Origin of the sequence: Microcoleus sp. MOSTC5 (assembly GCF_036701825.1) — a bacterium.
In the GTDB taxonomy this organism is placed as follows: domain Bacteria; phylum Cyanobacteriota; class Cyanobacteriia; order Cyanobacteriales; family Microcoleaceae; genus Microcoleus; species Microcoleus asticus.
The window spans coordinates 42,015-56,074 of sequence record NZ_JAUBRK010000007.1 but is presented as its reverse complement, the minus strand read 5'-3'; the positions used below and the strand labels follow the sequence as shown (position 1 = coordinate 56,074).

The 14,060-nt window shown below is 45.0% G+C and carries 4 protein-coding genes; 2 read left to right on the top strand and 2 right to left on the bottom strand.

Annotated elements, in window-relative coordinates; genetic code table 11:
- The first annotated feature begins 165 nt into the window (after positions 1 to 165).
- Positions 166 to 1,536, top strand: a complete 1,371-nt coding sequence (locus QUA54_RS04915; RefSeq protein ID WP_333413620.1) for an AAA-like domain-containing protein — start codon at positions 166 to 168, stop codon at positions 1,534 to 1,536.
- A 40-nt stretch (positions 1,537 to 1,576) separates the two neighbouring features.
- Here QUA54_RS04915 and QUA54_RS04910 read toward each other — a convergent pair whose 3' ends face one another.
- Together QUA54_RS04910 and QUA54_RS04905 are read right to left on the bottom strand one after the other, a co-directional pair.
- Entirely contained in the window at positions 1,577 to 7,879 is a 6,303-nt protein-coding gene (locus QUA54_RS04910) for an SDR family NAD(P)-dependent oxidoreductase (protein ID WP_333413619.1), read from the bottom strand.
- A 108-nt stretch (positions 7,880 to 7,987) separates the two neighbouring features.
- Entirely contained in the window at positions 7,988 to 9,985 is a 1,998-nt protein-coding gene (locus QUA54_RS04905) for a non-ribosomal peptide synthetase (RefSeq protein ID WP_333413618.1), read from the bottom strand.
- 521 nt (positions 9,986 to 10,506) lie between these two features.
- On the opposite strand from QUA54_RS04905, the gene QUA54_RS04900 reads away from it, so the two are divergent.
- A complete protein-coding gene (locus QUA54_RS04900) occupies positions 10,507 to 14,046 on the top strand; it encodes a WD40 domain-containing protein (RefSeq protein WP_333413617.1) in 3,540 nt (1,179 codons plus the stop codon).
- Positions 14,047 to 14,060 lie beyond the last annotated feature (14 nt).

Genomic DNA, 14,060 nt, shown 5'->3' with positions numbered 1-14,060 from the left:
AGGCAGGAGGCAGGAGGCAGGAGGCAGGAGGCAGGAGGCAGGCAGGAGGCAGGAGGCAGGAGGCAGGAGGCAGGAGGGAAGAAAGCTTGTAAAATAAGCAGCTTTTTAACCTTGTTGAGCTGGTGGGTTATTTGCGCGGTGATGTACTAGCAAGTTGCTATTTGAATGAAAAATATTGAAGAACTTGTTGAATTTGCGATCCAGTTCGTTGCTACAAAAACAGGATTTTCGCTTAATTATATTCAAAAGGTAATCTTGCGAGAATCTCTACTCAAAGACAAAAAAACTTACGCTCAAATTGCTGAAGAAAATAATTATTCTGAAAGCTATATTAAGTTCACAGTTGCACCTAAGCTATGGCAGTTGCTTTCACACGCGATGGGTGAAAAAGTTAATAAAACGAATCTCCAGGCGTTGCTAGAACAGCAGTTTATAAATCTGAATAATATTCAGAATACTGAGACAACAACAGCAATATCTGGGGTGAGCTTAACTGTGGAATGCTACGTTTTAGAATCTCCAGAAGGACAGGTTCCCCTTGCTTCGGGCCTTTACATTGAGCGATCGACTATCGAACAAATCTGTTATCAAGAAATTCTCCAACCCCGTGCATTCCTTCGCATCTTTGCACCCCGAAAAATGGGGAAGACTTCCCTAATTGCACGCATTTTGGATTATGGGATCAGTCATAATTACCACACAGTGAGACTTAGCTTACATTGCGCTGGCACACAGGTGTTTGCTTCAAGCGATCGCTTCTTGCGCTGGTTCTGTACCAATGTCACTCAGCAGTTGGGTGTGGCATCTAGATTAAATGACTACTGGGATGAGGATATGGGAGCCTTGATGAACAGCACGATTTATTTTCAAGGTTATATCCTCAAGGAAATCTCTAACCCTATTGTTTTAGCACTAGATGGCATCGACCAATTATTTGAGTATCCAGAACTCGCTGGTGATTTTTTCGTTTTGTTGCGTTCCTGGTATGAGGAAACAAAGGACACTTCTGTTTGGCAAAAATTACGAGTCGTAATGGCTCATTCTGTTGAAGTTTACATTCCGTTACCCACCCATCGCTCTCCGTTTAATGTGGGATTGGCGATCGAACTGCCTATCTTTAACCAAGAACAGGCGCAGGATTTAGCTCAACGCCACCAACTTCAACTCACTGCTTCTGAATTAGAGCAGTTAATGAAGCTTACTGGCGGGTTTCCATATTTAATCCGACTGGCATTGTATCAAACTGCCAGATTAAAAATTCTTCTACAAACTTTACTGCAAGATGCTACGAGGAATACTGGAATCTATCAACAACATCTTCAGTATCAGTTGTGGAACTTTCAACACCATCCTCAATTAGCTGACGCATTTCAGCAGGTTTTAACCGCTCCAATTCAGTTAGAGATGGAGGTAGCGTTTAAGTTAAAAAGTTTAGGATTGGTGCATCTTGTCGATAGTCAAGCAACTGTTAGCTGTGAGCTATATCAAGAGTATTTCCGCCATTATTTTTTTATTTGTGAGCAGCATTATTTTTGATTTAAAGAAATTGTTTCACGTTAAATCATGTCGGATTTGGCTAATCCCAGTGATTTTTTTTTACTGGTGACAAATCCGAGATTAGTTCTTGGGATATGGCTTTCAAAAGCAGTTTTCGATTAGTTGTTAGGAACAAGTGTTTGCCCGGTATCATATGCAGTTTGAATGTGTTCTTGGTATGCTGATGCCAACCTAAGAGATCGTCCTGACTAACCAAAGAATCTTGTTCACCACCCCAAGCTGAAATTGGACAGTCCAACGGTTCTTTATTTGAGTAAATATAACTCTGCAAAAGTTGATTGTCTAATCTGCAAATAGACATCAAATACTCCATGAACTGTTTGTCTTCCTGAAGTTCGCGAGGGATTTCTCCTCTTTTCAGGATTCGTTCTTCAAGAAAAGATTTGTCCAGCAACTGATTAGCAGAAGCAACAGCTTGAGGAGCGAAAAATCCACCAACGAGCAAGTGGATTGGGCTGCAACCATACTGTTGGCGAAGTAGATGGGCAACTTCAAAACCAATCAAATTTCCCATGCTGTGACTATAAAAAGCAAAAGGTTTGTCGAGATGGGGAATAAGAACCTGTCCCAGGGTTTCCACAAGTGGCGCAAACTGAGTGAACGGTTGCTCGCTAATGCGATTTTCCCGCCCTGGTAGCTGAATCGGGCAAACTTCAATATCTGGTGGTAGCTGATCTGACCATTCGCTAAATACGGACGCTGCTCCTCCTAGGTGATGGAAGCAGAACAGACGCAAACGAGCATCTGGCTTTGATTTACGGTAAGCTATCCAGTCACTTGCAGGCTGTTTAACTACAACTGAGTGTTTAATTGATTCTAATGAACCTTTTGGTGTCAATTGCTGGGTCAGCTCTTCTGCCAGTTCAATGATGTTGGGATTTTGAAGCAGCTTCCTGGGAGGCAACACAATACTCAAGCTGCTCTCCAACAAATTTCTTAGCTCTATGAGGGTCAAAGAGTCTAGACCCAACTCATTTAACGATTGTCCGATCGCTATTTGTTGGGATGAACTCAACCCCAAAACTTTGGCAACTTGCTCTTGAACATGAGCAATTAAAAGTTCCAGGCGTGTTTCTGGACTTACCTGTTGTACTTGACGCAAAAATTCAAGTTGTTTAACTCGCAGTTGCTTGCTTTTCTCTAGCTGCTGCACCTCTTGGCGAGCTAAATCCGAGAATAAAGCTGGGTAAGCATGATTTGGGAATTGCTGGAGAAATTTCGACCAATCATACGAAAACACGCCAACTTGTACAGCATTTTGTGCCAGCAACTCTCCCAACACCTGCAATCCCAGTTCGGGGGGAATCATGCCCGATCCGCGTGCCGATCTGCGAATTTGGTCGCTACTCGCCAAGTTGGCTGCCATTCCTGCATCTGCCCAAGCCCCCCAATTAATGCTCAATCCAGGCAGTCCCAATCCCCGACGATAATGAATTAGGGCATCCATGAACGCATTGGCTGCTGCATAGTTTCCTTGACCCCGCGTGCCCAGCAATGCCGTGACTGAGGAAAAACAGACGAAGAAGTCTAGGGGCAAGTTCTGAGTCAAGGTATGCAGATTCCATGCTCCTTCCACCTTGGGAGACATTACCTGAGTAAAACGCTCCCAGTTCTGCTGCAACAACACCCCGTCGTCAAGAACTCCGGCAGCATGAACTATCCCGCGCAGCGATATCCCGCTTGCTTGAATTTCCGCCAGTATCCGAGCTACATCTGAAGGATTAGCAACATCGCCTTTAACAACATTAACTTGAGTTCCAGCTTGTTCTAGTTGAGCGATCGCCTCCTGTACCGTCACACTTACCCCACGACGACCCATTAAAACTAGATGCTTCGCTCCTTGCTGTACCATCCACTGAGCCACTTTCAGTCCCAGTGCTCCCAAACCACCAGTAATTAGATAGCTGCCATTTTCTTGAAGAGAAAACCGCTCCAAAGCAGTTTCTACTTTGTCAGAAGTACGCCGCACTAATCTGGCAACATGACGGATTCCCTGACGATAAGCAATCTGGTTTTCTGAATTTGGGAACCACAGTTCTTCTAACAGGAGTTGGATGTCGCTTTCCTCGACTAATGACGGTAAGTCAAGACACGTGCAGTGCAGTTCTGGATGCTCCATTGCAATGGAGCGACCTAATCCCCACACAGGAGCTTGTTGTATTTGCAGGGAACCTGGTACTGGTTCTACAGCCTGAGCTCCCTGAGTTACTAGCCACAAATGGGGAAGAGTAGACCACCCAGCTTGGATTATCGCTTGCACTAGAGGTAACACGCTGCCACAGCCCAAAACTTGAGCATTTTGTAAAGTTGCCAGGGAGTCTGCCTGTGTGTCTTCCAGACTCCACAGGTGAACTACCCCACGATAAGGAGGTTGACTGTCGCCGACGATATCCTCTAGCAATCGCTGGAAGTCGTTTGGATTGACAGGATTAAGGCGATAATGCTCTCTCGAAACCTGCTCGTAAGCGAGTCCGACAGAGACCAGGACACAGGACGCGCCCCGTTCTGTCAGCCGTTCGGCGAGCTTCAGCCCAATCCCGGCTGCACCGGCAAAAATCAGCCAACTGCCCGGTACCTCCGTCGGTAGCGGCTCTGAATGGCGATCGCTCGGCTGGGGTTGCCAAGCAAACTCGTACAACCAATCCCCTAAATTCTTGTTTTGGAGACTGCGTAACAATACAGCACGACTTGCTTGGCGACACTCGTACCCAATTACTTCTGCGATTATCAGTCCGTTTTCATCGAACAGAGTGACATCTGCAACCAAGCTTTGAGGATTCGCTCTGTCTTTTTCCCGCTTTTGAGCGTGACACCAAAGCTGACTAAAATTACTGGGACGTTTGTAGAACTTAAAGCCCGCTATTTGAAAAGGAACATAAATAGCATCGCTACTGGTTTTTTCCTCAAACCAGCATACAGCCGACGATTGAAAACAAGAATCAATCAAACCTGGATGAAGCTGATAACCGCTTAAAGCGTCCTCTGATAGATCGGGAACGTGCATTTTTACTAAAGCTTCTCCCCCTTTGCGCCAGATCGTTTCCATCCATTGAAACGAAGCTTCAATGTTGAATCCAATCCTCGCAAAAGCTGCGTAAAATTCTTGTCCAGACATCTCTCGATCGCATCGCTCTTTAATCTCTTGCCAACTCGGTGCTGTAATTGACATTTCTTCAGCGATCCGAACTTTTCCAGTTGCGTGTAACATCCAGGAATTAGTATCATTATCGTTTTGTTCTTCCCCTGCTTTGAGGCTGACTAGCTGGAAAGAAGTTTCTTCAGCTTCAGGCGTTAGAACCAATTGCACGAGCCGATGACTTTGCTCTAATAGGATCAGAGGTTGTGGTATATACAACTCCTGTATTTCGCAGGATTGGGTGTCAAAAGCTTCCTTAACTGCCGATAAAACCATTGAAATATGGGAAGCCACACCAACGACTACTGTTCCATATATCTTGTGGTCATTTAGATATGAAGGTCGATCGAGTCTAAATAGGGATTCAAAGCGAATTTCTTGAGAAAATGGTAATCGCAGCCGTTGACCGAGCAGAGGATGATATGAATTGGGTAGCGAAGATGGGGAAGGCGCGATCGCATTTTTTGCAGTCGGTTCAATCCAATAACGCTGTCGCTGCCAGGGATAAGTTGGCAATACTACCTTGCGGCGGTAATAATCACTGTCAAAACCCGACCAATCTACCTTCACGCCGCGCACATATAATTCGCCCAAACTGTGGAGTATTTGCTCCCAGTCCTGCTGTCCTTGACGCAAACTAGGAAGCCAAACTCTCCCGACTTCTGGTATGCACTGACGACCCATTCCCAACAATATTGGCTTGGGTCCTATTTCCACAAACACTTCAAAACTTTGTCGATCGAGTGTTTCCATACTCGCTGCAAATTTGACGGGTTGGCGGATGTGACGGCACCAATATTCGGGAGTTGCTATTTCAGAGGTGGCAAATTCTCCCGTAACATTGGAGATTAACTTTATTTGCGGTTCCGAGTAGGCGATCGTTTTAGCGACTTGTGCAAATTCCGCTAGCATTGGTTCCATTAAGGGGGAATGGAACGCATGGGAAACTTCTAAGGCTTTGGTCTTCACCCCTTGAGCTTCTAAGGTGGCACAGACATTTTCTATGGCTTGACTTCTACCGGAGATGACGATGCTCTCTTGACCGTTGACAGCAGCGATCGCAACTTCATCTGTATAGGGTTGAATTGCCGCTTGCACCTGCGCTTCGGAAGCCAACAGTGATACCATCTTGCCATCAGGCGGTAGAGCCTGCATTAAGCGTCCCCGAACCGCAATTAGCCTCAGACCATCTTCGAGACTGAATATCCCTGCACTGACAGCAGCTACATATTCGCCCACACTATGACCCATAACGACATCAGGCTCTATCCCCCAGGACTTCCACAATTGGAAGAGAGCATATTCCAAGGCAAATAAAGCGGGTTGGGTATACGCTGTTTCGTTGATGGGTGAAGTTTCTCTGGGTTCTGGATATAAGACTTCAAGCAGGGGTTTTTCCAGGTAGGAACGCAGAATTTCGTTACAGCGATCGAGACTGTTGCGGAAGGTAGGCTGAGTCTGGTAAAGTTGCCTTCCCATGTTGATATACTGAGAACCCTGACCCGTGAATAAAAACGCTATTTTTGCAGACTTCTGACTGCTGACTTGTTTGCTTGCCAGTCCAACTGTTTCTTCCCCAACCGCAAAAGCACCAAGTTGCTCTTGCAAATGTGCGATCGATTCCGACACTACTGATAAGCGGTAGTTAAAATGGGTGCGCCCGGTATTAGCAGTAAAGCAAACATTTGCCAGCGCTACCGTCGGATTTTTACCTAAAAATTCTTGATAGCGTTGTACTAATTCTTGCAGCGCTTTTTGGGTCTTTGCTGATAGAGTTAGAAGATGTAACGGACGTTGGAAAGAAGAATTAATTTCGTCAGTAGCCTTTTGCTCGTCATTTTCCGCAGGTGCTTCTTCCAGAATTACATGGGCATTAGTGCCACCAACGCCAAAGGAGCTAACTCCAGCGCGTCTGGGAGTCCCGTTAGTTTTCCATTCCGACAGCTTAGTATTGACATAAAAAGGACTATTGGCAAAATCAATATTCGGTAATGGTTGTTCAAAATGCAAGCTGGGCGGAATTAATTTATGTTTAAGTGCTAGGACAGTCTTAATCAGCCCTGCTACACCAGATGCCCAAACCAAATGTCCAACATTTGTTTTCACTGAACCAATTGCACAGAAACCCTTTTTCTGGGTACTGGTACGAAAAGCTTTTGTTAAACCTGCAATTTCAATTGGGTCACCAATAGGTGTTCCAGTGCCGTGAGTTTCTATATAATTAATGGTTTCGGGGTCAATTTCAGCTAAGTTTTGAGCTTCCAAAATCACTGCTGCTTGACCATCGACAGAAGGAGCTGTGTAGCCAACTTTCTTGGAACCGTCATTATTGATAGCTGTTCCTTTGATAACTGCGTGTATGCAGTCACCCGCAGCGATCGCGTCTGTGAGCCGTTTCAAGACCACAACTCCTACACCATCGCCATATACAGTTCCCTGGGCTTTGGCATCAAAAGCGCGACAATGGCCATCGGGAGAAAAAATCATTCCTTGTTGATAGAGATAACCTGCTTTTTGAGGAAACCGGACTGTAACCCCACCAGCTAGAACCGTGTCGCATTCGCCTTGCAACAAGCTTTGGCAAGCCAAGTGAACAGCTACTAAAGAAGTCGAACAGGCGGTTTGAACATTGACAGAAGGTCCACAGAGATTCAGTTTGTAAGAAACCCGTGTTGGCAAAGAATCTTTATCGTTTCCAATCCTCATTTGGAAACTGCTCAATGATTGGAAACTGTCAAATGAGTCTTTTAGGTCAGGGTTTGAATAGAGGTTGTTGAGCATATAGGTGCTCATGCACGAACCGGCATAAACACCAATCAAACCACCGTAAGTTTCTAAATCGCAACCAGCACTTTCAATAGCTTCCCAAGCACATTCTAGGAAAATCCGGTGTTGCGGATCTGTTATGGCAGCTTCTTGGTCGTTGAAGCCAAAGAAGCGAGCATCAAACAGTTCAGTATCTGACAAAAAAGGGTTAGCTTTAACGTAATTTGATTGACTCAACAACGTTGGGTTTATCCCTGCATCTAGAAGTTCCTCGTCAGAGAATCGGGAAATAGATTCCACCCCATTTTTCAGGTTATGCCAAAATTCATCGAGATTGTTCGCCCCTGGAAAGCGACCTGCCATCCCCACAATGGCGATCGCTGACTGATCGACTAAATCAAGTGAATCTAATTCCTTCATTTGCTTGCCCTTAAATTAATTAAATTTATTCGCTAACAACCCTTCGGGTATCCAGTGGAGCGTACTCCTATGGCTGACGACACACTTCGCTATCAGGACTGAACTCACCTATCCCTGTTTTGATTTTTGTCTTCGTTCTCGCTGTTGCTGCAAAGCAGCTTTCCTTGAGCGACCCATTTGTACTTTTTCATGGTTTTTGGAGGAATTTAATTGGGGATTTTGCTTGTGGGTTAAGTAGTCAGCTAACAAGTTTATTGTTGGGTATTGATACAGTTCAACAATTGATAGTTGTTGTCCTAATATATTTGACAATTCTAATATGCTTGACAATTTACTGTGAACCTGAGCCATAAGTAAAGAATGTCCACCCAGTTCAAAGAAATTGTCGTGAATGCCAACATATTCTAAGAGAAGTACCTCTTGCCAAATAGTAGCAATGATTTCCTCTGTCTCGGTTTGAGGTTTTACATAAGCAGCTTCTAGTTCTGGATGTATAACTTTGCGACTCCGTAGAGCAAGCCGATCAATTTTGCCGTTAGGGGTTAGAGGTAAAGAATCAAGCAGCACAAAGGCAGAAGGCACTATATAATCTGGTAACTTGCGATCGAGGTAGGCGCGCAGTTCTGTTTGGGTGATCTTGGATAAAGATGAGTTGGGAACTACATAGGCTACAAGGTGGTTTTCCTTTAGTTCATTCTCTGCTGCTATGACCACAGCTTCTTTAACGCTGGGATGCTGTCCCAGTACAGACTCAATTTCTCCTAGTTCAACCCGCATCCCCCTAATCTTGACTTGAAAATCAGTGCGACCTAATAACTCAATAGCACCCTCCGACCAGTAGCGCGCTAAGTCGCCAGTTTTGAATAATCGTTGAAGAGAATCGCCATTGAAAGGATTTGAGATAAATTTTTCGGCATTCAACTCTAAACTGTTGAAATAGCCACGAGCTAAACAAGCACCACCCATATAAAGCTCACCGACTTCTCCTGGTGTAACAGGCTCAAGATTTTCGTCGAGGATGTAGGCTTGGTTATGGGGATAAGGATAGCCTACGGGTATATAAATGTATCCTCGTTCAGGGTCAAAGTCCTTTGGAACCGAATAAGCACAGTTACCAATAGTTTCTGCTTGACCGTAAACGTTGAAAATGTCTAAGCGCTCTTTAAACAGGTCTCGTAGCTGCTTGTAAATTTGAACTGGCGGTAAGTCACCAGAAAGCACGATCGTGCGTAATTTAGATTTGGTGAGTGCTTCTGTGTGTCTTTTGTCCAGAGTTTCTAACGCCTGAAGTCCATAGCGCCAAACTGAGTGTACGCTGTCAACAATAGTTACTCCTTGTTTCTGGATCAGCTCGAACAAACTGATGGGGTTTTTGGTTTGTTCGCTATTGGCAATAATACTGGTGGCTCCTCGAAACAGAGGTACCATTAATTGCCTGACTGAGGAAGAAAACGAGAAAGATGCCACATGGAGATAGACATCTTCAGGCTGAATTTGCATCACTTGGCTGACTGCTGGAATATAATGCGAGATGTTGGCATGAGTCACTTGTACTCCTTTTGGCTTGCCAGTGGAGCCAGAAGTGTACATGATGTAAGCCAAGTTTTCTATTGTTACCTCAGTGTTAGGTGTTTCCTCACTCTCTTGGGCAATCGTGTCACAATCTGCGTCCAGACAAACGACTTGTATTTCCTCTTGGATAAACTTTTCAACCAGATGCTTTTGAGTCAACAGCAATGGCGCTTTAGTTTCTTTAAGAATAAAGTCCAGACGCTCTTTAGGATAAGCTGGGTCTAGAGGAACATAGGCACCACCTGCTTTGAGAATACCTAGAATTCCTATAACCATGTCTAGGGAGCGTTCCGCGCAAATTCCCACTCGCACTTCTGGCTTTACGCCTCGCTTTTTGAGATAGTTAGCTAGCTGGTTGGCCTTGGCGTTGAGTTCACGGTAAGTCCACGACTGCCGATCGAATATCACCGCCACTGCATTAATATTCTGCTCTACCTGTGCTTCAAATAACTGATGGATGCACTTATTCTGGGAATAAAGTGATTCTGAGTTATGTGCAGTTTGGCTCAGGGTTTTATCAGAAAAATCACTCATTGCTGCTAATATTCCCTTATTGTTCCGAATTAATAAAGTTTATCAACCTAAAAAATAGGTTCTTCCGTACTTACTGTGCTGAAACTTTAGGAAAATGCCAAAAGAGTAGGCAGGGTAAACGCATCTAATTTATAAATTCCCATATATTATAGCGTTGGAGTATAGACAAAAGCGCTACAGGTGAAAAGATCGTTCTCAATAAACAACAATAAAGCCGAGTCCGCAGTGCTAAAACCCCTCGTTATTGACAAGATGCGTTTGCCCTGTATTTTGATCCGTGTCAAAGGTATGAAAATAAAAGTTGAATTTCTTCTCCTGAAGTTTAGTTAGCATGGATTACTTTCTAGCTCGCTAAGTAGCGTAATTTGTTTGCATTAATATCAAAGCTTATTTGATAATATAAAGTCAAGTCGGAAAAGTCGGAAAAGTCGGAATTCGGAACAGGGCAAACGCACGGTATTTCTGAAACCCCGCCTGAATAAGGACTTTGACGAAAAAACAGGCTAAATTAATCAACTTTTATGCCCCAAGATAGCTATCAACTCGGCGGCAGTTTAACCATTGATGCACCTAGTTACGTACAGCGGCAAGCTGACTCCCAACTGTATGAAGCCCTGAAGCGAGGAGAATTCTGCTATGTCCTCAACTCCCGGCAAATGGGCAAATCCTCACTGCTGGTGCGAACCAAGCATCGCCTTGAACAAGATGGCTTTCGCTGCGCTGCCGTGGATTTGAGCGTGGTAGGTAGCGAACAAATTACTCCAGTGCAATGGTACAAGGGATTCGTCGGTGACTTATGGCTACAGTTGGGGCTATTGGAAACCTTAAACCTGAAAACTTGGTGGCAAGAACGCAACGATCTCGGTTTACTGCAACGGCTGCGGTGGTTTATTGAGGAATTGCTACTGGTGCAGTTTCCCCAACAACGGTTGTTTATCTTTGTCGATGAAATCGACTCTCTGCTGGGGCTTAACTTTTCGATTGATGACTTTTTTGCCTTCATTCGCTTCTGCTATAACCAACGGGCGATCGACCCAGAATATCAACGCATTACCTTTGCGATTTTTGGGGTAGCAACTCCCTCGGATCTAATTCGAGACAGAACGAAGACACCGTTCAATATTGGGCAAGCAATAGAACTAAAAGGGTTTGAGTGGGAGGAAGTGACTCCCTTAATTCAAGGGCTGGACAAAACGGTGGAACAGCCTGCATCGGTGGTGAGAGCGATTTTAGAATGGACGGCTGGACAACCGTTTCTGACTCAGAAGTTGTGTCATTTAGTCGCGCAATTGAGTCAGGGGACAATGGGGAACGATCGCTCAAATCGCATTCCACCAGGAACAGAATCGTTCTGGATTGAGAACTTGGTCAAAACTCGCATCATTGAGCGTTGGGAATCGCAGGATGAACCGGAACACCTGAGAACCATTCGCGATCGCATTGAACGTAACGGTCAGCGGGCTGGTAGAACTCTAGGCATTTATCAAAAAATTTTGCAAGAAATTGAAATAAAAAGTGATGATAGTCAAGAACAGATGGAATTGTTACTCAGTGGCTTGGTAGTTAGACACGAGGGAATATTAAAGGTAAAAAATCGCATCTATCAACAAGTATTTAATCTTCAATGGATTGAAAAAAAATTAGGGAACCTGCGGCCTTATTCGCAGATCCTAGAGGGTTGGGTAGGTTCAGGGCAGCATGATAAATCCCGCCTCTTGCGCGGACAAGCCTTAAAAGATGCTCAAACCTGGGCGCAGGGCAAAAGTTTAAGCGATTTGGATTATCAGTTTTTAGCAGCTAGCCAAGAAGTAGACAGACAAGAATTGCAATTATTTTTAGAAGCGGAACGGCTTAAAGAAGTAGAAGCTAAGCTGGAACTAAAGAAAAAAAGTGCTAAACGCCAAACTTATTTGATTGCGGGACTTTCGCTCGCTTTAGCGATCGCGATCGCAGCAGGAATTTTTGCGTTTTCCCAGTACCAAAAAGCGATCGCCAGCCAACGCCATGAGGAAATAGAAAAAATTCAAAAAATGGCTAGATATTCGGAAGCCCTCTTTGCCTTAGATCAAAGGTTAGATGCTTTAATTGAAGCGCTGAGGGCAAGAAGAGAACTAAAACACTTGGCCTCAATCGACCCGCAGACAGCAACAATGATAGAATTAGCTTTGCGACGGTCAATTTATGGAGCTGCTGAATTTAACCGCTTTTCAGGTTATGCCTCCGTCAATAACGCCTTAGATATCAGTTCTGATGGCGAGATGATTGCTGTGGCAACAATCGGAGATGGCATCCAAATTTGGCAGCGCGATGGCAAGTTGATCCGCACCCTCAAAGGACATCAAGGCCCAGTTCTAGGAGTGGCCATCAGCCCCAACGGTCAACTTATTGCTTCATCAAGCGGAGACACAACCGTCAAACTCTGGCGGCGTGACGGCACTCTGCTGAAAACGTTGCCAGGGTTTAAAGCTGCAACTGGCAAAGTCAAGTTTAGTCCTGACGGAAAACTGATTGTTGCCTCCAGTGGGGACGGTACGATAAAACTCTGGCGGCAAGATGGCACATTGCTAAAGACTTTGAGGCATGGCGTGATCCTGACACCAGTAGTTTTTAGCCCCGATGGAAAACTGATTGCCTCGGCTTCTGACAACGGCACTGTCAAACTCTGGCATCGAGATGGCACATTGCTGAAAACACTTTCAGATATTCAATCTCCTGTTTTCTCAATTGCCTTTAGTCCTGACAGCAAAACCCTGGCAACAGGCAATGGAGACGGCCAACTGCAACTGTGGCAGCGTGACGGCAGTTTGTTAAGGACTTTCACAGCACACAATGCGGCAATTAACGCCCTAGCTTTTAGCCAGAATGGGCAAATAATCGTCTCTGGCTCTGACGACAAGATGCTAAAATTCTGGAGTCTCGATGGTACTTCTTTGAATGCCATTAAAGGACATGACGGTGGCATTAAAGATATTGCATTTAGTCCCAGGGACGACACCCTATTCTCTGCATCTTGGGATGGCACTGTAAAACTCTGGAAATTACGCAGTCCAATGCTGACAATTCTGCGGGGACATACGGGTGGAATTTGGGGAGTCGCTTTTAGTCCCGACGGACTGTTAGTGGCTTCATCAAGTGCGAAGGAGACGATCCTCTGGCGCAAGAACGGGATTAGCAATAGGCGTTTAAAAGGGCCAAACGCTCAGTTTGGCTCAGTTGCTATCAGTCCAGATGGGAAAACGATCGCTACTGTTGGTGCAGATCAATCGGTCAAGCTTTGGAGTCAAGACGGTACGTTGCTGCATAGTCTCAAAGGGCATCAGGGTAATATTAAGCGAGTCGCTTTTAGCCCTGACGGTAAGATGGTTGCATCAAGCAGTACCGATCGCACCATCAAACTTTGGCGGTTAGACGGCACCCAAATTGCTACTTTGAGAGGACACACGGCGGGGACTTGGGGAGTTGCTTTTAGTCCCGATGGTTCGACACTTGTATCGAGCAGTGGCGATAAGACAGTAAAGCTTTGGCGTTTGGCTGCGGTTTTGAATCACTTGCGCCAGCTAGATAAAAGTCAGGATAGCTTATTCAAGACTCTCCAAGGTCATAATAGTGCAGTCATCAACGTAGCTTTCAGCCCGAATGGCGAATTCATTGCTTCAGTGAGTGAAGACAGGAGGGCTAAACTTTGGACTGGTGATGGCAAGTTACTGCATACTCTTGGGGGACATAATTCTGGGATTTGGAGTGTCGCGTTTAGCCCTGACAGCCAGACAATTGCTACAGGCAGTAATGATGGAATAATTAAACTCTGGAAGAGTAATGGCACATTGCTGACCAATCTGATTGGACATAGTGCTGGGGTTAAGGGATTAGCTTTCGCTCCTGACGGTAAAACTCTGGCTTCGGCTGCTGAGGACAAAACGTTAATTTTGTGGAATTTAGAGCAGTCTGTAGAGTTGGATAAGGTAGTTGCAGTGGGTTGCGATTGGGTGCGAGATTATCTGCGAACGAATGCCGAAGTTAAACAGGAAGACAGACATTTGTGCGATCGATCTCCCCAATAAACATCAACGATATG